Origin of the sequence: Streptomyces sp. NPDC001599 (assembly GCF_042893535.1) — a bacterium.
GTDB lineage: Bacteria > Actinomycetota > Actinomycetes > Streptomycetales > Streptomycetaceae > Streptomyces.
In genome coordinates this window covers 719,200-742,038 of record NZ_JBIAVA010000002.1, presented here as the reverse complement: position 1 = coordinate 742,038, position 22,839 = coordinate 719,200, and the positions used below count along the sequence as shown (strand labels likewise).

Here is a 22,839-nt window from a genome sequence, read left to right as displayed (position 1 = left end):
GGGGCGCCCGGTGAGCACCGGGCGCCCCTTCGCGCGTGTCGGCGACCGCGGACGGTCTACTGCCCCCAGTCCACGCCGGGGAGCTCCGGGTCCCCCGACTCGGTGGACCCGCCGCCGTCCGGCGGTGGTTCGGTGGACGGGCTGTTCGACGGCGAGTTCGTCGGCGACTCGGGCGGCTCCTCGGTCGTCGGCTCGTTGGACGGCGGCGCCTCGGTCGTCGGGTCGTTGGACGGCGGCGGTGCCTCGGAGGTCTCCTCATGGGTCGGCGAGTTCGTCGGCGACTCGGGGGCCGTCGGCGACTTGCTCGGCCGCACCGCGGCGCCCTGCTTGGTCTCCAGATCGAACTCGGTGACCTCGTCCATGACACCGAAGGTGTACGCGGCCCAGATCTCCGCCGGCGGGCCACCACCGTTGACGCGGTAGTCGACGCCGGCCGCCTTGTACATCGGGACCTGCTTGTGCGGCGGCTCGTCGTCCTCGCCGAACAGGCCGACGGAGGTGACGAGGCCGGGGGTGAAGCCGCTGAACCAGGCGGACTTGTTGTTGTCGGACGTACCGGTCTTGCCGGCCACCTTCTGGCCGTCGCGCAGCGGGTTCTCCCGCACGGAGGTCTTGGCCGTACCGTCGTTGACCACGCCGGTGAGCACCGAGGTCACCGTGTCGGCGGCCTCCCGGCTGATGACCTGCTCGCCGATGGGGTCGGGCATCTCGACCTTGCGGTCCTTGTGCTCGACCGACTTCACGATCGCCGGGGTGACCTTCTTGCCGTGGTTGTCGAAGGTGGCGTAGACGCCTGCCATCTCCAGCGGGCTGGCGCCCATACTGCCCAGGGTCTGCGCGGGCACGGCCTGCTCGCCCTCGGTGTCCATGCCGAGGTCGGCGGCGACCTTCATGACCTCGGGCATGCCGACGTCGATGCCCATCTGGGCGAAGACGGAGTTGACGGACTTGTTCATCGCCTCCTGGACGTCGATCTCGCCGTAGTCGTGGTCGTCCTCGTTGGGCGGCGCGAAGCCGACCTCCTTGTCGCCGTCCATCACGGGGCGCTCGCTGTCGCCGTCGTAGAGGGTGTTGGCCGTGATCGGCACGCCGTCCTGGGTCTCGGCGTCGTGGTCCACGGCGGCGGCGAGGATGACCGGCTTGAAGGTGGAGGCGGGCTGGTAGTCGTCGCGGGTGGCGTTGTTGGTGTAGTGCTTCAGGTAGTTCACGCCGCCGTACATCGCCACGACGGAGCCGGTCTTCGGGTCGACGGAGGCGGCTCCGGCCTGGACGTCGGCGTCGACCTTGCGCTCGTCGGGGTCCAGCTTGTTCGTGAGCTGCTTCTTGACCGCCTCCTCCAGCGCGGCCTGCTTCTTCTTGTCGATGTTGAGGGTGACGGTGTAGCCGCCGAGGTCCACCAGGGCCTTGGCCTGCTCCATGTCCTCGGCGGCGCCCTGGGCGACGAGCTGCTTCTTGAGCGCGAAGTCGGCCGCGTCCACCAGGTAGCCGACCTGGCCCTCCTTGCCGGCGGCGGCCTTGGGCTCCTTGGGCTCCGGGAACTTCATGCCCTGGCGGTCGCCCGCGCTCAGCCACTTCTGCTCGACCATGTTGTCCAGGACGTAGTTCCAGCGCTGCTGGACGAGCTTCTTGCCGGTCTCGCTGGCGATCGCCCAGTCGTACTGGTTCGGCGCCTGGAGCAGCGCGGAGAGGTACGCGCCCTGTTCGACCGTCAGGTCCTCGGCGTCGACGCGGTAGTAGGCCTGTGCGGCGGCCTGGATGCCGTAGGCGCCCCGGCCGTAGTAGCTGGTGTTGATGTAGCCGGCGAGGATGTAGTCCTTGGACTTCTCCCGGTCCAGCTTGAGGGAGATGACCAGTTCCTTGAGCTTGCGCGAGACCGTCTGTTCCTGGGTCAGGTAGTAGTTCTTGACGTACTGCTGGGTGATCGTCGAACCGCCCTGCGCGCCCTTGCCCGAGAGGGTGTTGAGCACGCCTCGCGCGGTGCCCTTGAGGTCGACGCCGGCGTCGTTGTAGAAGGTCTTGTTCTCGGCGGCGACGAAGGTGCGCTGGACGTCCTTGGGGATCTTGGCGAGGTCGACGATCTCGCGGTTGCGGTCCCCGGTGCGGGCCATGACGCTGCCGTCGCTGTACTTGTAGACGTTGCTCTGCAGCTCGGCCTCGGGGTTGCCCTCGGGGATGTCGATCATCATGTACAGCACGATGAAGGCGCCCATGCCGAGCAGGCAGAGGCCGAAGAACGTGCCGAGGATCTTCTTCCAGGTGAACAGCCGGCGTATCCGGCTCTTCCCGCCCGCGGCCCCGCCCGCGCCGGACGAACGGCGGCGTTTCGGCGCCGCGCGGCGTCCACCGCGCTGTCGCGCTTTTCTCTCTTCCGCTCGTCCCATGGGTCCGATCCGCTCCGCTTCGGTCATCTGTGGACACGCCTCGCTCACGCGTCACACAGGTTCGTCGCTCAGGTCAGCTCAGAAAGCTAACACCGGGAGATGTGACAAACGGCAACCGATCCGGCCTTGTACGGACGTGAGAATCAGCACCCGTTCCACAGGAACCGACGTACGAGAGGGGTGCAGGGTTGTCATTTGCGGGTAAAGTGATATCACTTAGCAAGCAAAGAGAGAACGGGGGACCACCCATGTCCACGCACGATGCCCCACAGGTCACCGCCGATGTGCCCGAGATGCCGGCGCCGCGGGTGCGCGAGAACCAGGCACACAGCATCGGCGGCGGTTTCGCGCTGCTGCTCGGACTGGTCGGGCTGCTCGTCGGCGCCGGTCTGATCGCCGGCGCCACGGCCGTCGACTCGACCGGCGGCAAGGCCGTACTGATCATCGGCGGCATCCTGATCGCCCTGGCCGCCTTCCTCGCGATGTGCGGCCTGAACATGGTGGCGCCGGGCGAGGCCCGCGTGGTGCAGCTCTTCGGGCGGTACCGGGGCACCATCCGCCAGGACGGCCTGCGCTGGGTCAACCCCTTCACCTCCCGCACCAAGATCTCGACGCGGGTGCGCAACCACGAGACGGCCGTCCTGAAGGTCAACGACGCCTACGGCAACCCGATCGAGCTGGCGGCGGTCGTGGTGTGGCGGGTGGAGGACACCGCGCAGGCCACCTTCGAGGTGGACGACTACGTCGAGTTCGTCTCCACCCAGACCGAGGCGGCCGTGCGGCACATCGCCATCGAGTACCCCTACGACGCCCACGACGAGGACGGCCTCTCACTGCGCGGCAACGCCGAGGAGATCACCGAGAAGCTCGCCGTCGAGCTGCACGCGCGCGTGGAGGCGGCCGGCGTGCAGATCATCGAGTCCCGCTTCACGCACCTCGCGTACGCGCCGGAGATCGCCTCGGCGATGCTCCAGCGGCAGCAGGCCGGTGCGGTGGTCGCCGCGCGGCGGCAGATCGTGGACGGCGCGGTCGGCATGGTCGAGGCCGCGCTCGCCCGGATCAGCGAGCAGGACATCGTGGAACTGGACGACGAACGCAAGGCGGCGATGGTGTCCAACCTGATGGTCGTGCTCTGCGGGGACCGCGCCGCCCAGCCGGTCCTGAACACGGGGACGCTTTACCAGTGACGACCCCGCCCGAGGATTCCGGGACTCCCGAGGGCCCGGCTCCGCGGCGTCGGCCGCAGCAGCGCAAGCAGGTGCTGCTGCGGCTGGACCCGCAGGTGTACGAGGCGCTGGCCCGCTGGGCGGGCGACGAACTGCGCTCGGCCAACGCCCAGATCGAGTTCCTGCTCCGCAGGGCACTGGCCGAGGCCGGCCGGCTGCCCGGCGACACCGGGCCGCTGCCACGCCGGGGCCGTCCGCCCGGGGGCGGCCGCCCGGGGGCCGCGCCACCGTCCTGACCGTCCGGGGCGGAGGCGGGCCCTCCGTCGTAGCGGAACCGTGACAATCGGCTCCGACCTGCGCTCCGGCGGCCGGCCCGTACCCGCCGCCACGATCTCTGCACCGTGCGTATACATGGGGCGTATACACCGTGTGTAGAGTGCTCCGCATGTCCATCGGTCACACCCTCCTGGGGCTCCTGGAGTCCGGGCCGCGCCACGGTTACGACCTCAAGCGCGCCTTCGACGAGAAGTTCGGTCACGACCGGCCGCTGCACTACGGCCAGGTCTACTCGACGATGTCCCGCCTGCTGAAGAACGGCCTCGTCGTGGTCGACGGCATCGAGGCGGGCGGCGGTCCCGAGCGCAAGCGGTACGCGATCACCGACGAGGGGATCACCGACGTACAGCGGTGGCTCGCCACGCCGGAGAAGCCCGAGCCGTACCTCCAGTCGACGCTGTACACCAAGGTCGTCCTCGCGCTGCTCACCCACCGCGACGCCGCCGACATCCTCGACACCCAGCGTTCGGAGCACCTGCGCAGCATGCGCATCCTCACCGACCGCAAGCGCAAGGGCGATCTCGCCGACCAGCTCATCTGCGACCACGCCCTGTTCCATCTCGAGGCCGACCTGCGCTGGCTGGAACTGACCGCCGCGCGCCTCGACAAGCTCCGTGAGGCGGTAACCCGATGACTCCCCCCGCAGGCTCCCTGCTCTCGGCGGACCAGCTCCGCAAGGCCTACGGCCCCACCCTCGCCCTCGACGGCGCCGAGTTCTCCATCCACCCCGGCGAGGTCGTCGCCGTCATGGGCCCCTCCGGGTCCGGCAAGTCGACGCTGCTGCACTGCCTCGCCGGCATCGTGCCGCCCGACTCGGGGACGATCACGTACAACGGGCAGGAGCTGTCGGCGATGTCCGACGCCCAGCGCAGTGCGCTGCGCCGCTCGGACTTCGGGTTCGTGTTCCAGTTCGGCCAGCTGGTGCCGGAGCTGACCTGTGTCGAGAACGTCGCCCTTCCGCTGCGGCTGAACGGCACCGCCCGCAAGGAGGCCGAGCGGGCCGCGCTGAGCTGGATGGAGCGGCTGGAGGTCGACGACCTCAGGAAGAAGCGGCCCGGCGAGGTCTCGGGCGGCCAGGGGCAGCGGGTCGCGGTGGCCCGCTCGCTGGTCACCAACCCGCGGGTGCTCTTCGCGGACGAGCCGACCGGCGCGCTGGACTCCCTCAACGGCGAGCGCGTGATGGAGCTGCTCACGGACGCCGCCCGCTCCACCAACGCCGCCGTCGTGCTGGTCACGCACGAGGCACGGGTGGCCGCCTACTCCGACCGCGAGATCGTCGTACGCGACGGCAAGTCCCGGGACATGGAGCGGGTCGTATGAACGTGCGTCAGTGGGCCGCCGACCTGATGCTGGGCGTCCGCTTCGCCTTCACCGGCGGCCGCGAGGGCTGGACCCGGGCCGTGCTGACGGCCGTCGGCGTCGGGCTCGGCGTGGCGCTGCTGCTGCTGACGACGGCGATCCCGAACGCCCTCTCCGTCCGGCACGAGCGGGAGGCGGCGCGCTCCGACATCACCTACGCCTCCGACCCGATGCCGAAGGCGAACGACACGCTCGTGATCGCCCGGGTCGACGACTACTTCCGCGAGGACGACCTCCGGGGCCGGGCCCTGGAGCCCGAGGGACCGCGGGCACCGCTGCCGCCTGGCGTGGAGAAGTTCCCGGCGGTGGGCGAGATGGTGGTCTCCCCCGCCCTGAAGGAGCTGCTGGACTCGGACTCCGGCGCGCTGCTGCGCGAGCGGCTGCCGGACCGGATCGTCGGCACGATCGCGGAGGACGGACTGATCGGCTCGGCCGAACTCGCCTACTACCGGGGCGCGGAGGGTCTCGCCGAGCAGATCTCCCAGGGCCGGGTCGAGCGCATCGACCGGTTCGGCGACCCGGAGCCCGGGGAGGAGCGCTCCGACCCGGTGCTGCTCCTGCTGGTCCTCGTCGTCTTCGTGGTGCTGCTGATGCCGGTCGCGGTGTTCATCGCCGCCGCCGTGCGGTTCGGCGGCGAGCGACGGGACCGACGGCTCGCGGCGCTGCGCCTGGTGGGCTCGGACAGCCGCATGACCCGGCGCATCGCGGCCGGTGAGGCCCTGGCCGGCGCGGTCCTCGGGCTGTTCTTCGGCGCCGCGTTCTTCATGGTCGGACGGCAACTCGCGGGCAGCGCCGAGGTGTTCCGCATCAGCGTGTTCCCCAGCTATCTCAACCCCTCGCCGGTGCTGGCCCTGCTGGTGGCGGTGGCGGTGCCGGCTGCGGCGGTGCTGGTGACGCTGTTCGCGCTGCGCGGGGTGGTCATCGAACCCCTCGGCGTGGTGCGCGCGAGCCGGCCGGCCCGGCGCCAGCTGTGGTGGCGGCTGATCCTGCCGCTGGCCGGACTGGCGATGCTCTACCCGATGATCGGCAACGGCCGCGAGAACGGCGACTTCAACCAGTACCTGGTGACCGGTGGTGTCGTCCTGCTCCTGGTGGGCGTGACCGCGCTGCTGCCGTGGGTCGTGGAGAGTGTCGTCGCCCGCCTCGGCTCCGGCGGCGTGGCCTGGCAACTGGCCGTGCGCAGGCTCCAGCTGAGCAGCGGGACGGCGGCCCGGATGGTCAACGGCATCGCGGTGGCCGTGGCCGGGGCGATCGCGCTGCAGATGCTGTTCGCCGGCGTGGACGACGACTACACCAAGTCCACCGGGCAGGACGTGTCGAGGGCGCAGATGGAGGCACAGCTGTCGAGCGGGGTCCCGGTGGCCCCGGCGGCCGAGAAGTTCCGCGAAACCAAGGGGGTGAAGGCGGTCTACGCCTTCTCCGAGGGCTACGTGGGCGACCGCCCCCAGGACCCGGAGCACGGCACGATGCTCACCGTGGGCGACTGCGCGTCGCTGCGGGAGATCTCCAAGCTGTCCTCGTGCGCGGACGGCGACGTGTTCGCCGTGCACGGTGCCGATTGGGACACCGGGGAGGACATGACGAAGCTGGCCGCCCCCGGCCGGAAGCTGTACTCGGACCCGACCTACGAGGGCGGTCCGCAGCGCCAGGCGGTCCCCTGGACGGTTCCGCAGGGCATCAAGACGGCGAAGGCGCTTCCGGGACTGGTGGCCGGGACCGACCGGGGCGGCTTCCTCATCACGCCGGGGGCGCTGCCGTCCGCGCTCGCACCGACGCTGGACGGACACGCCTATCTCCAGCTGGACGAGTCGGTGCCGGACGTGCACGACCTGGTGCGGAACACCACGGCGGCCGTGGACCCGCTGGCGGACGCCGTGACCTGGGCGGCGACCGAGCGGACCGACCGGTTCGACGCCATCCGCACCGGCCTGTTCGTGGGGGCGGCGTGTGTGCTGGCGCTGATCGGCGCCAGTCTGCTGGTCTCGCAGCTGGAGCAGCTGCGCGAGCGCAAGAAGCTGCTGTCGGCCCTGGTCGCCTTCGGCACCCGGCGCCGCACGCTCAGCCTCTCGGTGCTCTGGCAGACGGCGATTCCCATCGTGCTCGGCCTGCTGCTCGCCTCGGTGGTGGGCCTGACCCTGGGCACGGTGCTGCTGAAGATGACGAACACCCCGGTCAGCGTCGACTGGACCGGCGTCCTGTCCATGACCGGCATCGGCGCCGCGGTCGTCCTGGTGGTGACGCTGTGCAGCCTGCCGCCGCTGCTGCGGCTGATGCGGCCGGAGGGGCTGCGCACGGAGTAGGCCCCTCAGCCGTGCACCGTCCGCACCGGCAGGTCCGCCATGGCCTCCCGCAGGGCCGCCGCCAGCTCGTCGTACTCCGCCGAGCGGGCGGCGCCCGTGCGCATGGCGAGGGCGACGCGGCGGGTGGGGGCCGGGTCGGTGAACGACGCGGTGAGGAGCTGGCTGGAGCGGGAGGTCTCCACACGGACCGCGGTGCGCGGCAGCAGCGTCACCCCGAGGCCGCCCGCCACCAGCTGCACCAGCGTGGCCAGTCCGGCGGCCGTGGTCGTCGCCGGGACTCCCGCGCGGCCCGCCTCCCGGCAGATGTCGAGCGCCTGGTCGCGCAGGCAGTGCCCCTCGTCGAGCAGCAGCAGCTTCAGCTCGCGCAGCACCGAGCGTTCGAGGCCCTCCCGGCCGCCGAGCCGGTGGTCGAGCGGTGTGACCAGGACGAAGTCCTCGTCGAAGAGGGGGAGTTCGGTGACGCCGGGGACGCCGAGGGGGACCGCGAGCAGCAGCAGGTCGAGGCGGCCGATGGTGAGCCCGTCCAGGAGGCTGGCGGTCTGCTCCTCGTGGACCTGGAGGTCGAGGTCGGGGTAGCGGTCGTGCACCAGCCGCAGCACCGTCGGCAGCAGGTACGGCGCGACGGTGGGGATGACGCCGAGCCGCAGCGCGCCGGTGAAGGGCGCCCGTACCGCTTCCGCCTCCTCGATGAGCGCGCCGACCTCCGCCAGTACCGCCTTGGTCCGCACCGCGAGCCGTTCGCCGGCCGGGGAGAGCAGCACCTTGCGCGTCGTACGCTCCAGGAGGGTGACACCCAGTGCCTCCTCCAGGGCGGAAACGGCGCCCGAGAGCGCCGGCTGGCTCATGCCGATCGCGGCGGCGGCGTCACGGAAATGCAGGTGCTCGGCGACCGCGTCGAAAGCCCGCAGCTGAGCGAGGCTGGGCTGTCTCTTCTTACTGGACACTAATAGCTACCTCCGATCAACTCGACCGAGTGTAGCTATTTCACTAATCAATGCACTCTGTGCCAACATCACTAACGTCCAACCCATGGGAAACACTCGCAAAATGGGTGTTTCTTCGCTGCGCTTTTGGAGAGCACGTGCTCACTGTCGGTGACAAGTTCCCCGAGTTCGACCTGACCGCCTGTGTCTCGCTGGAGAAGGGCAAGGAGTTCCAGCAGATCAACCACAAGACCTACGAGGGTCAGTGGAAGGTCGTCTTCGCCTGGCCCAAGGACTTCACCTTCGTGTGCCCGACCGAGATCGCCGCCTTCGGCAAGCTGAACGACGAGTTCGCCGACCGTGACGCCCAGATCCTCGGCTTCTCCGGCGACTCCGAGTTCGTGCACCACGCCTGGCGCAAGGACCACCCGGACCTGACCGACCTGCCCTTCCCGATGCTCGCCGACTCGAAGCACGAGCTCATGCGTGACCTCGGCATCGAGGGCGAGGACGGCTTCGCGCAGCGCGCGGTCTTCATCGTGGACCAGAACAACGAGATCCAGTTCACGATGGTCACCGCCGGCTCCGTCGGCCGCAACCCCAAGGAGGTCCTGCGGGTCCTCGACGCCCTGCAGACCGACGAGCTCTGCCCGTGCAACTGGAGCAAGGGCGACGAGACCCTGGACCCGGTCGCGCTGCTCTCGGGAGAGTGAGCTGACATGTCCCTCGACTCCCTGAAGTCCGCCGTCCCGGACTACGCCAAGGACCTGAAGCTCAACCTGGGTTCGGTCATCGGCAACTCCGGCCTCCCGGCGCAGCAGCTGTGGGGCACCGTGCTGGCGACCGCCATCGCCTCGCGCTCCCCCATCGTGCTGCGCGAGCTGGAGCCGGAGGCGAAGGCGAACCTCACGCCCGAGGCGTACACGGCCGCCAAGTCGGCCGCCGCCGTGATGGCGATGAACAACGTCTTCTACCGCACCCGGCACCTGCTGTCGGACCACGAGTACGGCACCCTGCGCGCCGGTCTGCGGATGAACGTCATCGGCAACCCGGGCGTCGACAAGGTCGACTTCGAGCTGTGGTCCTTCGCGGTGTCCGCCATCAACGGCTGCGGCATGTGCCTGGACTCGCACGAGCAGGTGCTCCGCAAGGCCGGTGTGGACCGCGAGACGATCCAGGAGGCGTTCAAGATCGCCGCCGTGGTCGAGGCCGTCGGCGTCACGCTGGACGCCGAGGCGGTCCTCGCCGCCGAGTAGTCCCGCACGGGATCCGTCCCGGCGCGGCACACACGGCACGGGCCCCGCTCACCGAGAGGTGGGCGGGGCCCGTTCGCGTGCCGGTGCCCGGGCTGCGGCGCGCCGCTACGCCTGGGAGGTGTCCGACGGCGAGGTGTCCGACGGCGGGCCGTCCGCCGGGGGGCCGTCCGCCGGGGGGCCCGGGGTCTTCTGCGGCCCCGGCGCCCGGTCGACGGCCGGGGCGGCGTCGGTCGAGGTGGCTCCGTGCGGTCTCGGCGTCTGCCGCAGGGCGGCCTCGCGGGAGTACGCCCGCAGGTAGCCCACGACGGTGTTGGTCACCGCCACCAGCGGCACGGCGACCACGGCGCCGCCGATGCCGGCCACCATGCCGCCGGCGGCCACCGAGAGGACCACCGCGAGCGGATGGACCCGCACCGCGCGTCCGAGGATGAACGGCTGCAGGATGTGGCCCTCGATCTGCTGCACCGCCAGCACCACGACGAGCGTCATGACCGCCGCGAACACGCCCTGCGTCACCAGCGCCACCACGACCGCGAGCGCGCCCGACACCACGGCGCCGACCAGTGGGATGAAGGCGAACAGGAAGATGAACACGGCCAGCGGGACGGCCATCGGCACGTCCAGGAAGTAGATGCCGAGGCCGATGAAGATGGCGTCGATCAGCGCGACTATCACCGTGCCGCGCACGTAGGCGGTCAGCGTCCGCCAGGCGCGCGGGCCGGCCCCGGCCACGCCCGGCCGGGCTGCCGCGGGCACCAGCTTCAGCGACCACTGCCAGATCCGCTTGCCGTCGTAGAGCAGGAACAGCGTCGAGAAGGCGGCCAGCAGGATGCCGGTGAGCGCCTCGACGACGACCGTGACGCCTTCGAGTCCGGCCGACGTGATCTGGTCGGTGTTCGCGCCCACCGCGTCGCGCAGGTTCTTCGCGATCTCGTTGATCTGCTTGTCGGTGACGTGGAACGGGCTGTTCAGCAGCCAGTTGCGCAGCTCGTCGATGCCGTCCTGGACCTGGTCGGAGAGGTTGTCGATGTTCTCCATGACCTGCCAGGTGACGAACCAGCCGATCAGGCCCATCACCACGAACCCGAGGATCGCGGTCAGGGCGGTGGCCGGCCCCCGCGGCACCCCGTGCCGGCGCAGCCAGGCCACGGCCGGCTGGAGCAGCGCGGTGATCAGCAACGCGGCCACGAACGCCAGCACCACCAGCTGTACGGCGCTGATGACCCGCATCAGCACCCACACGGTGCCCGCGAGCACCAGCAGCCGCCACCCCGCCTCCGCGGCCACCCGTACCCCCCAGGGCACGGCCTGCGCCGGATCGGGGCGGTGGGCGGGCGCGACCGGGCGGTGGGCGGCGGGGTGTTCGCCGGCGGAGCCCCCGGCCGCGCCCCGCGCCGTGTCGTCAGCCGTGTCGTCCAGGGGACGCCGCGCGTACTCGGAGGCGGACCCGGGTCCGTCGTCGGTGTCGTCCCGCCGCGCTTCCTCGCGGCGCTGCTCCAACCGTTCGCTCGCCCGCGTCAGTCCGGCGCCGAGCCGGCCGAGCCACCCTGGCACTCGTGACATGATCCGTCCTCTTCCCCCGTCCTTCCCCACCACTCCCCCCTGGAGTCGTTCCGGTCCGACCGTACATGGCGGGAGCGCGAAAGCCCCTCACCATAAGACGGTGAGGGGCTGCGCGAGGTTGAGCGGGGACCGCGGCGCCGGGGAAGGCGGGCGGACTGCGGGCTCAGTACCAGTGGTTGGCCTGCCAGAAGGCCCAGGCGTCGCACGGGCTGCCGTAGCGGTTGTCCATGTAGCTGAGGCCCCACTTGATCTGGGTGGCCGGGTTGGTCCGCCAGTCGGCGCCCGCGGAGGCGTACTTGCCCGCCGGGAGTGCCTGGAAGAGGCCGTAGGCGCCGGAGGAGGCGTTGACGGCCTGGTAGTTCCAGCTGGACTCGTGGTTCACGATGTTGCTGAAGCACTGGAACTGGCCGCTGGGCACCATCTGGCGCGCCATCGCCTGGATCTGGCTGGTGCTGTAGGAGCTCTGGACGGTGAAGCTGCTGGCGTCGCGCTGGGCGTCGCGGCTGGCCGCATCCTTCGCCGCCTCGCGCTGCTTCGCCGCCTGGGCCGCCTTCTTGGCCTTCTCCTGCTTGTCCACGGCGGTCTTGGCGGCTGCCTTGCGGGCCGCCTCCTCGGCGTCCTTCTTGGCGCTCGCGTCCGCCGCGATGGCCTGCACATCGGCCTGCTGCGTCAGGGACGCGGTCTGCACCTGCGCCTGCTCACCCATGGGGATGTCGGCAAGCAGCGTCGTGCCTGCTGCCGTCGCCTCCGCGTCGTCGTTGTTCTGCGCGACGCTGCCCGAGGCAACTCCGACGACGCTTCCGACGGCGGTGACCGCCGTGGCCGAGGCCACTGCGAATCCCCGGACCGAGATCCGGCTCACACGGTTTCCTTCCAGCATCGCCCGCTTCGGTGACCCTCGCGGACGCAATCGTGCCCCTGGCACTGGCCTCCCCAACTACGGGTCACGGGAGGCACGGGCCCGGTGGACAACTCCCCAGCGGGGAGCGCCGCGTGGTGCTTCGGGCGGCATACGACGCTGCTATGGAGTTGGATCTGGTGCTTCTGGGGCGCCGTACCGCTGGGGGTACGGCTGAGTCGTATGCGGGGCCTGACAGGAATGAGACTCTGCCGTAACCCGGCGGGGTGAGGCAATTCTGTGTTGCGTGTGAAAGCTCACATCCCGTTTGGCCCAGGGGATTCACGGAAAACCGCACACACCGAGGCGCCGCCCGGCTAGGCTCTGGGCCTTTCCGGACGGCGCCGAACTGACGGGTAACCGACCCTTGTCGGGTCGGAGTTCTCGGACGGGTCAGATGTGACCGTCCTCCAGCATTTCGGTCACAAGTGCCGCGATCTGGGACCTCTCCGAGCGCGTCAGCGTGACGTGCGCGAAGAGCGGATGCCCCTTCAGCTTCTCGACGACGGCGACCACTCCGTCGTATCGGCCCACCCGGAGATTGTCCCGTTGTGCCACGTCATGGGTGAGTACGACCCGTGAGTTGGCCCCGATCCGGGACAGCACGGTCAGCAGGACGTTCCGCTCCAGCGACTGCGCCTCGTCCACGATCACGAACGCGTCGTGCAGCGAGCGCCCCCGGATGTGGGTGAGTGGCAGCACCTCCAGCATCCCGCGCGCGGTCACCTCCTCGATGACCTCCCGGCTGGTGACGGCCGACAGCGTGTCGAAGACCGCCTGCGCCCACGGGCTCATCTTCTCGGCCTCGGAGCCGGGCAGGTAGCCGAGCTCCTGTCCGCCCACCGCGTACAGCGGACGGAAGACCATCACCTTCTGGTGCTGCCGGCGCTCCAGGACCGCTTCGAGGCCCGCGCACAGGGCGAGCGCCGACTTGCCGGTGCCGGCCCGGCCACCCATGGACACGATGCCCACGTCCGGGTCGAGGAGCAGGTCGAGCGCGATCCGCTGCTCGGCACTGCGGCCCTTGATGCCGAACGCCTCCCGGTCGCCGCGCACCAGCCGGACGTTGCCGTCGGGCGTGACGCGGCCGAGGGCCTTGCCGCGCTCCGACTGGATGGTCAGACCGGTGTGCACGGGCAGGTCGGCCGCCTCGGGGACGTAGACCCGGCCCTCCTCGAAGAGCACGTCCACCTGCTCGCCCGGCAGGGTGAGTTCGGACATTCCGGTCCAGCCGGAGGCGTCCGTAATGGCCAGCTCGGCGCGGTACTCCTCGGCCAGGAGTCCGACGGAGGACGCCTTGATCCTCAGCGGGAGGTCCTTCGAGACGACCGTGACGTCGAATCCCTCCGCCTGGAGGTTGCGGGCGACCGCGAGGATGCGGGAGTCGTTGTCTCCCAGGCGGTAGCCGGTGGGCAACACGCTGGGGTCCGAGTGGTTGAGCTCGACGCGGACGGTGCCGCCGAGGTCCCCGATCGGGATGGGGGCGTCGAGGCGACCGTGCCGCACCCGGAACTCGTCGAGCAGGCGCAGGGCCTGCCGGGCGAAGTAGCCGAGTTCGGGATGGTGCCGTTTGGCCTCCAACTCCGTCACCACGACGATGGGGAGCACGACCTCGTGCTCGTCGAAGCGGTTCAGGGCGTTCGGGTCGGCCAGCAGGACGCTGGTGTCGAGAACGTAGGTGCGCCTATCTGGCTTGTGGCGCTTTGTGCTGGTCACCACGGAAGGACGTACCCCCTCGGAAGAGGTCGGGGAGCGACGGAGTGGACGCAGGGCCGGGAGGGCGGGAACGAGCCGCGCCGGGAGGGCGGGAACGAGCCGACCGGTCTGGGGCCGCCCTGCACTGGCGCGGACCGGGGACCGGTCCTCCGCCGCGTCTTCCGTGCCGTGACCGCACGGTGGGGCTGGTGCAAAGGGCCTCCCGGGCGGACGGCTCCGTGCCGTCCGCTGAGATCCGACACCCGTGGTTCGGGCGTCGACCTGCTTGGCTTATGCCCTCGAACAAGCGCCGCCATGCCACGACACAGGACGGCGCACCGGTGAACTCCTCGTTACGGGCGTACCGCTCGCAGGCGCCGCCCGGACGGGCAGAAAAAACGGGCCGGTCCGTGGGGGGGAGACGGACCGGCCCGAGGGGGGGGTTTCCACCATAACCCTTCGTAAGTGATGCTGCGCGCATCGGCGTGCCACAACTACTCTCCGAAGTCGCCCGGCGACGCCCGGATGACCACGGAAGCCCTTATTCCGGCCTGAACGGTGGCCAAATCACCGCACACCTCCGGGCGGGCGGTGATGCGCGTGAGACTGGAGTGGCGCGGCGGGGCGACGGCCGACGCGATGGCGCGGGAGTCCGCTTCCCCCGACCGGGTGACACGACCGGCGCGGCCGGCTCGACCCGGGCGGGTCCGGCGGTCGGCCCGGCGACCGGTCCGCCGGTTGATCCTGCGGCTGATCCGGCACCGCGCAGCCCCCTCCACTGCGCGGTGCCACGCGCGCAGCTTTGCTCACGCGAATTACCTGGCTTCGAATTTACGCGACCGGGCGGGCCGTTTTCGACTCGAAGAGGACATCGATGAATAACGATGTGGAAACCCTGTGAGGATCGGTGGGCGATTGCGTATCCTCCCTCCGCGCACGCGGATGTTTGCGAAGGTGCGCCCCCTAAGCCCGGAAGATCCGTCCCCGGACGACCGAGGAAGGCCGCGGGAGACCGAGGACGGCCGAGGACGGCCGAGGACGGCCGAGGAACGCCGAGGACGGGATCCGTCCTACTTCCCACCTAGCGTCGCCTCATGACGGAGACGACGACGATCACTTGGGCGGCAGCGAGCGCACGGCGCCTGCAACGGCAGTTCCTGGCCAGGCGCGCCCGAACGGGCACGCCCGTCGCGGACGTGGCCGCCGCGATGCTCGGCGTCCACGCCCAGGTACTGTCCGCGGCCGAGCTGTCGGTCGGCCTGCGGGCCGACGGCGTGACCCGTACGGACGTACGCGACGCCCTGTGGCCCACCGCTCCGCTCGCGCCACCCGCGCCCGCGCCAGTGCCAGTGCCAGTGCCCACGCTGGTGAAGACGCACGGCCCGCGCGGGACGGTGCATCTGCTTCCGGCCCGCGATCTGCCGCTGTGGTGCGCCGCGCTCCCCGCGACCCCGGCCGGCACGGCCGCCTTCCCCACCGACGTACGCCTCACCGAGGAGCAGGCCGGGCAGGTCGTGGCCGCGATCGCAGACGCGCTCGACGGCGCCTTCCTGACCATCGACGAACTCGGCGAGGAGGTCGTCGCCCGCACCGGCCCGTGGGCCGGCGACCTGGTCATGCCCGCCTTCCAGACCATGTGGCCCCGCTGGCGCCAGGTCCTGCACCGGGCCGGCCAGTGCGGCGCCCTGTCCTTCGGCCCGAACCGCGGCCGCAGGGTGACGTACACCCGGCCGCCCCACTTCACCCCGCTGCCGCCCGAGGAGGCGTCACGGCTCCTCGTACGCCGATACCTGTACGCGTACGGACCGGCGACTCCCCAGCACTTCGCCCGCTGGCTGGCCGCGCCACCCGGCTGGGCGAGGGCCCAGTACGCCGAGCTGGCCGCCGCGGGCGAGATCGAGGAGGTCCGCTTCGAGGGCGCCCCGGCGTGGGTGACGGCGGGCGACACCGACTTCCCCGACGCCCCGGAACGGGACGAACTGCTGCGCGGGGTGCGGTTGCTGCCGTACTTCGACGCGTACGTCGTCGCCGCGCAGCCGCGGGAACTGCTCTTCCCGGGGGCCGCCTACCGGCGGGCGCTGGCGGGCGGGCAGGCGGGCAACTTCCCCGTGCTCCTGGTCGACGGGGTCGCGGCGGGCGTCTGGCACCAGCGCCGCCGGGGCCGCCGTACGACGGTCACGGTCGAACCGCTGGCCCGCCTGACGGCACGGCAGGAACGCGAGCTGGCGGACTGCACGGAACGGGTGGGGGCCGTACTGGAGGCCGCGGCGGAGCTGGTGATCGGGGAGGTGACGGTGGGGGCGCACGCGTGAGGAGTGGGGGCGCACGCGTGAGGACGCGGTCCCTGGCCCGGGACCGTCAGGTGGGTGTCAGGCCTGCGTGCGGGGTCGGCTCGTGGCGTCCGGCTTGCGCACGTCGAAGAGATGACGGGAGCTGTGGGCGACGAAGGGCCCGTCGGCCTCCATGCGTTCGTGCAGGTCGCGCAACCGGTCCCGGTACGCCTCGACGGTGAACCCGGGGACCATCCACACCACCTTGCGCAGAAAGTGGACCACGGCACCGATGTCGAGGAACTCCATCCGCAGCCGCTCCGCCCGCAGCCCGACGACCTCCAGCCCGGCCGCCTCGGCGTCGGCGCGCTCACGCTCGGGGTCACGGTGCCGGTGGCTGTCCTCGGGCAGCGGCCCGAGGAAGTACTCGACGAGTTCGAAGACGCTGGCAGGCCCGACGTGCTGCGCGAAGTAGGTGCCGCCGGGCATGAGCACGCGGGCCACCTCGTCCCAGTGCGGCTCGACGGGATGCCGGCTCACGACCAGGTCGAAGGCGCCGTCCGCGAAGGGCAGCGGCGCGTCGTCGGCCGAGGCCACCACCGGGACACCGCGCGGTCGCAGCAGCCGGGTGGCCTCGGCGACGTTGGGCGCCCAGCCCTCGGTGGCGGCGACGAGCGGGGCCCGGCCGGGTCCGGCGGCTTCGAGGGCGAAGTCCAGCACCTCCCCTCCCCCGGTCTGCACGTCCAGTACGGCGGTGGCCCCGGCCAGCCGCCCGGCCATGGACCGCGCGTACCCCCAGGAGGGCCGTGCCTCGGTGGCCCGCCCCTCGAACCAGGAGAAGTCCCACCCTTCGGTGGGGACGGCGGCGCCTTCGGCCACGAGGCGGTCGAAGGTGCTGGGGTGGGGAGGGGACGTCATGAAGAAGGCTCCGCTCAATGGCTCTGGGTATCGGTGATTCATTGGGCTGATTGTCTTGCGGATCGTTCCGCGGATGGTTCTTCGGCCAGTTCCATACAGCGCAGGCGGGCCGGGGAGAAGTCGTAGGGCATCCTGCCGACGGCCTCGAACGCGCTCATGGAGTGAGCCTTACCGTCACCGTCACCGTCACCGTCGGTGGCAGGGTGCAAGGTGTCCCAGGCGTCGAAGAGGGCGTCGTCGTCCTCACCCAGGCCGGACTCCTCGATGGCGGCCTCCAGGGCGCTTTCGAAGGCGCGCCGTTCGCCGGCCACTCGGGCCACCCGCGGATCATCGACGGCGACACTGTCGTCGAGTGCCTCCTCGGCGTCGTCGATGCGGTCGGACTCCTCGCGCAGGGTCGGATGCGTGGCCAGGACGACGAAGCGGGTGGCCTGGACGGCCGCGCCGAGCGGGCCGAGGATCCGCTCGGTGACCAGCAGACTGTCCAGGTCCGCCTGCCGCAGGGAGCCCTCGGGCAGACTCCTCAGGCGTTCGGTGACGAAGTCGGAGAGCAGGCCCATCCGGCTGCCTTCGGTGCGCATCCGCCGCACGGCGGTCCGTTGCCGCCGCAGTTCCGCCTCCTGCTCGGCGAGGGATTCCTCCAACCGCTCCAGAATGCCCGCGACGCCTTCTGCGCTGTCCGCACCGCTGGAAGGCGTGCCGGTGGCGAAGGCGTCACGGATGTCGTCCAGGGCGATCCCGGCGTCGGCCATCTTGCGGATCCACAGCAGGCGGATCATGTCCTCGTACCCGTAGCGGCGGCGGTCGTCGCTGCCCCGCTCGGGCTCGGGAAGCAGGCCGATCTCGTGGTAGTGGCGAATCGCCCGTGGCGTGCTGCCCACGAAGGCCGCCGCGTCACCGATCTTGACCTGGCGGGGCGGCATGAAGGACGAACGCATGAGCAGGGACCCTTCCTCGCGATATCGGGACGTACGTCCACCGGACCACATGCCGCTACGGAAGGTGCAACCCGGACACACCGCGACGAGAGCCGGCCCCGCGTGAGACGGCTGATCCCCCGTTGGATCGCGTACCGTGCCGTGCAGTCTTCGCCGTCAAAGGGCCACCGTCGGCCACCGCTAGTCCACCAACGGCCGGACCCGCTCGGCGGCGAACCGGACGAAGCCCTCCGGATCGGGCTCGTCCCCGGTCGGCTGGAGGATCACGGTGTCGGCCCCGGCCTCGGCCAGGCGCCGCACGGCGTCGGCAACGGCCTCCGCGTCTCCGGCGGCCCCGAGATCCGGCACCGCCCCGACGCCTTCGGCGACCAGTTCGGCCCGAAGCCGGTCACGGGCGCCGGATCCGGTGGCGGCCAGGAGATACACGACGACCCGGTGCGCTTCCGTCCGCCCGCTCGCCGACCGTCCTTCGTCGATGAGCCGCCGGGCGCGTCGCACCCCGTCGGGCGGAGTGTTCGCGGTGAGCACGGTGCCGTCGGCGGCCTCACCGGCCAGCCGCAGCGAGCGCGGCCCGGTGGCACCGGCGAGCACCTCGACGGGCTGCTCCGGCGGCCAGTCCAGCGCGACGTCGTCGAGTCGGACGTAGCGCCCCGTCGAGGTCACCCGCCCTCCCCCCAACAACGCGCGCAGGGCCACGAGGTGCTCCCGCAGCAACGTCAGGGGCGACTCGGCCCGCGCGCCGACCTGCCCCATCCAGTCCTGCACCCCGTGTCCCACGCCGAGGACGGCGCGGCCGGGGAACATCCGGTGCAGCGTGGCGGCCTCCATCGCGGTGAGGGCGACGTTCCGCAACGGCACGGGCAACAGCCCGACCCCGACCCGCACCCGCTCGGTCCACGCGAGGGCGGCGGCGGCCGTGGAGATCCCGCCCTCCCGGAAACAGTCCTCCCACAGCCACAACTCCTCGAGCCCCACCTCATCGGCGACACGAGCCACGGCACGGAGCCGCTCGGGGGCGAGCTGAGGGCGGAATACGGCACCGAGTCCAGTCATGCGGCCTTCCTACCCTCGGCCGAGGCCTCCGTTCAACACCATTACGAGGCCGGCCGCATCACCGCCGCCGGGCCGGCGAACCCGGTCACACCCCTCAATGACCTACTCAGGACTGGCAGTCTTTACTCCCCCGGTTCGCCGCGATGTCGGTCGTCTGCCAAACGCCTTCAGCGTTCTCGCTGAGCTTGCGCGCTCTCCTACTTGGCCTGCGTGCATGGCTGTCGTCCGTGAGCGATGAGGAGATCGCGCCGATGACGGAGACAGGCGACACCATCCGCCCTTCCTGGCGCCCTTCAACTCCTGCCCCGAGAACTGGCGAACCCGCTCAGCGGTTGACGGCCTGGATCTCCTGGACGACGACGTCCTGCTCCCCGCCGAAGTTGCCGTCGGGCAGCGGCTGCTCGCCGGCCACACCGGTGCCGGTCCAATGGATCTTCCAGGTGACCGTGGCCTTCAGCTGGTACGACCCGTCGCCTGACGAACGCAGGTACTTGACTCCACAGGGCGGCGTCTCGTCCGCCTTCCCCTTGGCGTAGGGCTCACCGATGCGGCCGTTCACGACCTCGCACACACCGGATGCAGGGTAGGCCTGAGCGTCCGCCGTACCCGGATCGATCTTCACCGACACCGGCTCCGCCGTCGTCGTCGCCTCGACGTGCAGCAGGGGCACGGAAGCCGTCACCGACACGGGTTTGAAGTCAGTCGCGTCGAGCCATGCCCAGGTCGGAAGGTTCACCTTCGTCGCCCCCGCGGGCCTCAGTTCCACCTCCGTGGTGGGGACGCGGATCTCCGCGTAGGCCAGCTGGGCGAGGACCTCGGGCGTGATCGACTGCGGGATGTCCGCCGGCGGATCGTCACCGGTGTCCACCCAGAAGGTCTCCTCCTTGCAGTCGAGCGCCCCGGGGTCACCCTCCCGGCCGGGCGTGACGTAGGAGTCCCACCAATAGCCCTTGCCGGCCTTCTCCTTGTTGAAGTCCTTGTACGGCTTCCCGTTCACGTACCTGTCGCGCTGGTCGGCATCCCACTGATAGCCCGTCGACTCGGCCTCCCAGACGGGCTCCTTGACCTTCTGCAGCTGCTCCGGGGTGTACTTCGGCGCGTAGTAGCACGCGGGCGGCGTCCAGTTCGTCGCAGCGGCCACCGGCCCCACCGACGCCCCCGAGCCGTTCTTGGAACGCTCGAAGACAACCGCCCCGGCGGTCGCCGAGACCGTACCGCTCCCGTCGGACTCACCGTGCGCGTCCGTGCTGGGCGACTGAGCACCACCCCCGATCTTGTTGTCAGCGACGGCAGTGCCTGTCGCACCCACGAAGACGGCAGCTATCACGACGGGCACAATCAGGGCACGCGTGGCTGAATTCAGGGCTGACACTTGTCGCTCCCCCTTTGGGACAACATGTTCTGCACAACCCAGACGCCCTTGTCGTTCTTGCTCAATTGGGTGTTGTACAGCACGTAACTGTTCTTGGTAACGGGCGTTTTGTTGACCTTCTTCGGTTTCAGGTACATGTCGTAGGCCTTGCCTTGATCCTCGCAGTACACGAGCGAGGCGCTGTCTTTTCCGCGCACGTTGACCACCGCGTCGTAGAAGCGGTACGCACCGGTCACTCGCGCGTTCTCTTTGACGTACGCCTGGATGAACTCCTGCGTACTGGCGGCAGCTTCGCCCTCGTAGTAGTAGAGGTAGGCCTTGTCGAGTGGGTCCTGATTGACGATCGCCAGGTCCACGGCCTTGATGGACTGCTCCCCGTCGGCGAGAACGGCGTCCCTTTCCTTGTCCCCGGTCTTGGGCCAGTCGAAGGTGTAGGAGAGATCATCAGGCAGTTCGATCTCCGGTCGGCCGGGCTCGGCCGACTCGGACGCGGTCGGTGACGCCGAACCGGTCGCGCTGCCGGTGTCTGCGCCCGCGATCTTGTCGCTGTCTTTTGCGGCACTGTCGTCGTCGCTTCCGCACGCGGACAGCGTCAAGGCCGCGGCCGCGGTCAGCGTGAGCGCTGCGAACAGGGTGGGTCGGCGGCGATTCACGGTCAACTCCTGAATGGGACGAGGCTTCTCTTCAGCGAAGCCACGCTATCCAGCGAGACCGTGGGACACCAGAGTGAAGCCCGTGGCCATGCCGGGGTCCACGCGGTGGCTCGGCCGCCTGACACCACTGGACCTCTCGGCGCGGTCCGTCAGTCGCAGGGCGGCCGGGTCCGTCCGGCGCCTGTCGCTACGGCCGACACTGGGCCGCCCCCCTCGTGGAGATGATCTGCGAGGTCTGCCAGACGCCGTCAGCGTTCTTGTCGAGCCTGGTGTTGTACTGGACGTAGCTGTTCTTGGTGACGGGCGTCTTGGCCACCTCGCCGGTCTTCTTGTTCTTGCTGAACCCCTTGCTCTCGTCCGCGCAGAACGTCAGAACAGCTGAAGTTGTGCCCTTGAGCGTCACATCCCGATCGAAGAACCGAACCTGACCGGTCACAGTGGCGTTGGCCCTTTCGAACTGTCCGACCCACGACACTGCTGCTTCCAGGGCCTTCCCCGTGTTGTAGAAGCCGAGCGCCCTGCCCTCAGGGTCCGTACCGGCGATGGCAGCGTCGACGGCACGCATCCGCTCCGCGTTGTCGGCGAGAACTGCGTCCTTGACCGGGTCTCCGGTCTCTGCCCCCTCGAAGGTCAACTTCAGGTCCGGCGGAAGCTCCACCTTCGGTCGGCCGGCTGCCGCAGTGGACGAGGAGGAGGGGCTTGGCGGGGCTGACGGCTTGTTCCCCGTGTCCGCACCCGCGATCTCGCCCTCCCCCTTGCCCTTGCCCGGGCTGTCGTCGTCGCTGCCGCACGCGGACAGCGTCAAGGCCGCGACGGCGGTCAGCGTGAGCCCTGCGATGAGAGTGGGGCGGCGGCGGTGCACTGTCGGCTCCTGGGTGGGACGAGGCTTCTCTTCAGCGAAGCCACGCTATCCACCAGAGCCGAAGGACACCAGGGTGAAGCCTCGTGACCACGCGGTGGCCACGGGCGAGTTGTCGGTCACCGTCCGGCTCCTCACGAGGTACCTCTTTTGCCGCACCGGCTCACCGTGACATGACGGACGGCGCCTGCTCCGCATGCGTCAGGGCCGGCACTTGGCGCTCCCACTCTGCGAGGCGATCTTCTGGATCTCCCACACGCCTTCACCGTTCTTCTTCAGTGACGTGTGGTAGATGACGTAGCTCTTTGCAGTCACCTCGGTTTTCCTGACCTTGTTGGTCTTGAGGTGCTTCACGTACGCCTTGCCCTGGTCCTCGCAGTACGTGAAGGAAGCGGTGCCGTCCTCGTCGACCGCCACATCGGGGGCGTAGAAACGGTAGCTTCCCGTGATTCCCGCCTCTTGATCAACATAGTTCTGGATGAACTTCTCCGTGCCGGCGGCAGCTTCACCCTCGTAGTAGAAGAGATAGGCCTTGTCCAGTGCGTCCTGGTTGACGATTGCCAAGTCCACGGCCTTGATGGCCTGCTCGCCATCCGCAAGGATCGCGTCCTTGTCCTTGTCGCCCGTCTTGGGCCACTCGAACGTGTAGGAGAGATCGGCGGGCAATTCGATCTTCGGCCTACCGGCCTTCGCCGGCTCGGAGGCAGTCGGCGAGGCCGAAGGTGAGGTACTACTCGTGTCTGCACCCGCGATCTTGTCGTTGTCGCCGGAACTGTCGTCGCTGCCGCACGCGGACAGCGTCAAGGCCACCGCGGCGGTCAGCGCGAGCACTGCGAGGAGGGTGGGGCGACGGGCACTCACTGTCGGCTCCTGGGTGGGACGGGGCTTCTCTTCAGCGA

General features: G+C 70.1%; 20 protein-coding genes. 8 read left to right on the top strand and 12 right to left on the bottom strand.

Annotated features, from left to right (window positions below; all coding sequences use genetic code 11):
* Positions 1-56: 56 nt before the first annotated feature.
* Positions 57-2,381: a transglycosylase domain-containing protein gene (locus ACFYZ3_RS08095; RefSeq protein WP_388514689.1), complete on the bottom strand. Its 2,325-nt coding sequence runs from the start codon at positions 2,379-2,381 to the stop codon at positions 57-59.
* 248 nt (positions 2,382-2,629) lie between these two features.
* Here ACFYZ3_RS08095 and ACFYZ3_RS08090 point away from each other — a divergent pair, with 248 nt between their 5' ends.
* The 5 genes from ACFYZ3_RS08090 (at position 2,630) to ACFYZ3_RS08070 (ending at position 7,542) form a co-directional block, all read left to right on the top strand.
* On the top strand, positions 2,630-3,568 hold the full coding sequence (locus tag ACFYZ3_RS08090; RefSeq protein WP_003973939.1) for an SPFH domain-containing protein: 939 nt from the start codon (positions 2,630-2,632) through the stop codon (positions 3,566-3,568).
* Entirely contained in the window at positions 3,565-3,843 is a 279-nt protein-coding gene (locus ACFYZ3_RS08085; RefSeq protein ID WP_388514687.1) for a hypothetical protein, read from the top strand. Before ACFYZ3_RS08090 ends, ACFYZ3_RS08085 begins: the two co-directional genes overlap by 4 nt.
* A gap of 149 nt (positions 3,844-3,992) precedes the next feature.
* Positions 3,993-4,517: a PadR family transcriptional regulator gene (locus ACFYZ3_RS08080; protein WP_003973941.1), complete on the top strand. Its 525-nt coding sequence runs from the start codon at positions 3,993-3,995 to the stop codon at positions 4,515-4,517.
* Complete coding sequence (locus tag ACFYZ3_RS08075) at positions 4,514-5,203, top strand: ABC transporter ATP-binding protein (protein WP_388514685.1); 690 nt, start codon at positions 4,514-4,516, stop codon at positions 5,201-5,203. Before ACFYZ3_RS08080 ends, ACFYZ3_RS08075 begins: the two co-directional genes overlap by 4 nt.
* A complete protein-coding gene (locus ACFYZ3_RS08070; RefSeq protein ID WP_388514684.1) occupies positions 5,200-7,542 on the top strand; it encodes an ABC transporter permease in 2,343 nt (780 codons plus the stop codon). The genes ACFYZ3_RS08075 and ACFYZ3_RS08070 overlap by 4 nt, the downstream gene beginning before the upstream one ends.
* A gap of 5 nt (positions 7,543-7,547) precedes the next feature.
* On the opposite strand, the gene ACFYZ3_RS08065 is transcribed toward ACFYZ3_RS08070, so the two are convergent.
* The gene (locus ACFYZ3_RS08065; RefSeq protein ID WP_388514683.1) at positions 7,548-8,486 is read right to left on the bottom strand and encodes a LysR substrate-binding domain-containing protein; all 939 of its coding nucleotides are present in this window, start codon (positions 8,484-8,486) and stop codon (positions 7,548-7,550) included.
* A 137-nt stretch (positions 8,487-8,623) separates the two neighbouring features.
* Between ACFYZ3_RS08065 and ACFYZ3_RS08060 the strand changes: the two genes are divergently transcribed.
* Together ACFYZ3_RS08060 and ACFYZ3_RS08055 are read left to right on the top strand one after the other, a co-directional pair.
* On the top strand, positions 8,624-9,178 hold the full coding sequence (locus ACFYZ3_RS08060; RefSeq protein ID WP_003973945.1) for a peroxiredoxin: 555 nt from the start codon (positions 8,624-8,626) through the stop codon (positions 9,176-9,178).
* Positions 9,179-9,184: 6 nt separating this feature from the next.
* Positions 9,185-9,721, top strand: coding sequence for an alkyl hydroperoxide reductase (locus ACFYZ3_RS08055; RefSeq protein WP_115743982.1), 537 nt, complete (start codon positions 9,185-9,187; stop codon positions 9,719-9,721).
* A 105-nt stretch (positions 9,722-9,826) separates the two neighbouring features.
* On the opposite strand, the gene ACFYZ3_RS08050 is transcribed toward ACFYZ3_RS08055, so the two are convergent.
* The 3 genes from ACFYZ3_RS08050 to ACFYZ3_RS08040 all read right to left on the bottom strand — a co-directional run bounded on the left by ACFYZ3_RS08050 (position 9,827) and on the right by ACFYZ3_RS08040 (position 13,901).
* On the bottom strand, positions 9,827-11,284 hold the full coding sequence (locus tag ACFYZ3_RS08050) for an AI-2E family transporter (protein WP_388514680.1): 1,458 nt from the start codon (positions 11,282-11,284) through the stop codon (positions 9,827-9,829).
* A 163-nt stretch (positions 11,285-11,447) separates the two neighbouring features.
* The gene (locus ACFYZ3_RS08045) at positions 11,448-12,146 is read right to left on the bottom strand and encodes a transglycosylase SLT domain-containing protein (RefSeq protein ID WP_388514679.1); all 699 of its coding nucleotides are present in this window, start codon (positions 12,144-12,146) and stop codon (positions 11,448-11,450) included.
* A gap of 429 nt (positions 12,147-12,575) precedes the next feature.
* A complete protein-coding gene (locus ACFYZ3_RS08040; RefSeq protein ID WP_384961760.1) occupies positions 12,576-13,901 on the bottom strand; it encodes a PhoH family protein in 1,326 nt (441 codons plus the stop codon).
* 1,070 nt (positions 13,902-14,971) lie between these two features.
* On the opposite strand from ACFYZ3_RS08040, the gene ACFYZ3_RS08035 reads away from it, so the two are divergent.
* The gene (locus ACFYZ3_RS08035; RefSeq protein WP_388514677.1) at positions 14,972-16,189 is read left to right on the top strand and encodes a winged helix DNA-binding domain-containing protein; all 1,218 of its coding nucleotides are present in this window, start codon (positions 14,972-14,974) and stop codon (positions 16,187-16,189) included.
* A gap of 57 nt (positions 16,190-16,246) precedes the next feature.
* On the opposite strand, the gene ACFYZ3_RS08030 is transcribed toward ACFYZ3_RS08035, so the two are convergent.
* The 7 genes from ACFYZ3_RS08030 to ACFYZ3_RS08000 form a co-directional block, all read right to left on the bottom strand.
* On the bottom strand, positions 16,247-17,065 hold the full coding sequence (locus ACFYZ3_RS08030) for a methyltransferase domain-containing protein (RefSeq protein WP_388514676.1): 819 nt from the start codon (positions 17,063-17,065) through the stop codon (positions 16,247-16,249).
* A gap of 38 nt (positions 17,066-17,103) precedes the next feature.
* On the bottom strand, positions 17,104-18,003 hold the full coding sequence (locus ACFYZ3_RS08025; RefSeq protein ID WP_388514675.1) for a MerR family transcriptional regulator: 900 nt from the start codon (positions 18,001-18,003) through the stop codon (positions 17,104-17,106).
* Positions 18,004-18,183: 180 nt separating this feature from the next.
* Positions 18,184-19,056: an LLM class flavin-dependent oxidoreductase gene (locus ACFYZ3_RS08020; protein WP_388514673.1), complete on the bottom strand. Its 873-nt coding sequence runs from the start codon at positions 19,054-19,056 to the stop codon at positions 18,184-18,186.
* Between the two features lie 325 nt (positions 19,057-19,381).
* Positions 19,382-20,428 carry a hypothetical protein gene (locus tag ACFYZ3_RS08015; RefSeq protein WP_388514671.1) on the bottom strand — a complete coding sequence of 349 codons (1,047 nt, stop codon included), beginning with the start codon at positions 20,426-20,428 and terminating at the stop codon, positions 19,382-19,384.
* Positions 20,416-21,081 carry a hypothetical protein gene (locus ACFYZ3_RS08010; RefSeq protein ID WP_388514670.1) on the bottom strand — a complete coding sequence of 222 codons (666 nt, stop codon included), beginning with the start codon at positions 21,079-21,081 and terminating at the stop codon, positions 20,416-20,418. Before ACFYZ3_RS08010 ends, ACFYZ3_RS08015 begins: the two co-directional genes overlap by 13 nt.
* Positions 21,082-21,268: 187 nt before the next feature.
* Positions 21,269-21,943 (bottom strand): hypothetical protein, encoded by a 675-nt coding sequence (locus ACFYZ3_RS08005; RefSeq protein WP_388514669.1) that lies wholly within the window; start codon positions 21,941-21,943, stop codon positions 21,269-21,271.
* Positions 21,944-22,141: 198 nt separating this feature from the next.
* Positions 22,142-22,801: a hypothetical protein gene (locus ACFYZ3_RS08000; protein WP_388514667.1), complete on the bottom strand. Its 660-nt coding sequence runs from the start codon at positions 22,799-22,801 to the stop codon at positions 22,142-22,144.
* Between the last annotated feature and the right edge of the window lie 38 nt (positions 22,802-22,839).

Excerpts from the sequence above, each read along its gene's own strand:
- ACFYZ3_RS08095 (WP_388514689.1), bottom strand. The coding sequence starts at position 2,381 with ATGGGACGAGCGGAAGAGAGAAAAGCGCGACAGCGCGGTGGACGCCGC.
- ACFYZ3_RS08035 (WP_388514677.1), top strand. The coding sequence starts at position 14,972 with ATGACGGAGACGACGACGATCACTTGGGCGGCAGCGAGCGCACGGCGC.
- ACFYZ3_RS08025 (WP_388514675.1), bottom strand. The coding sequence starts at position 18,003 with ATGCGTTCGTCCTTCATGCCGCCCCGCCAGGTCAAGATCGGTGACGCG.
- ACFYZ3_RS08050 (WP_388514680.1), bottom strand. The coding sequence starts at position 11,284 with ATGTCACGAGTGCCAGGGTGGCTCGGCCGGCTCGGCGCCGGACTGACG.
- ACFYZ3_RS08075 (WP_388514685.1), top strand. The coding sequence starts at position 4,514 with ATGACTCCCCCCGCAGGCTCCCTGCTCTCGGCGGACCAGCTCCGCAAG.
- ACFYZ3_RS08080 (WP_003973941.1), top strand. The coding sequence starts at position 3,993 with ATGTCCATCGGTCACACCCTCCTGGGGCTCCTGGAGTCCGGGCCGCGC.
- ACFYZ3_RS08030 (WP_388514676.1), bottom strand. The coding sequence starts at position 17,065 with ATGACGTCCCCTCCCCACCCCAGCACCTTCGACCGCCTCGTGGCCGAA.
- ACFYZ3_RS08070 (WP_388514684.1), top strand. The coding sequence starts at position 5,200 with ATGAACGTGCGTCAGTGGGCCGCCGACCTGATGCTGGGCGTCCGCTTC.
- ACFYZ3_RS08090 (WP_003973939.1), top strand. The coding sequence starts at position 2,630 with ATGTCCACGCACGATGCCCCACAGGTCACCGCCGATGTGCCCGAGATG.
- ACFYZ3_RS08055 (WP_115743982.1), top strand. The coding sequence starts at position 9,185 with ATGTCCCTCGACTCCCTGAAGTCCGCCGTCCCGGACTACGCCAAGGAC.
- ACFYZ3_RS08020 (WP_388514673.1), bottom strand. The coding sequence starts at position 19,056 with ATGACTGGACTCGGTGCCGTATTCCGCCCTCAGCTCGCCCCCGAGCGG.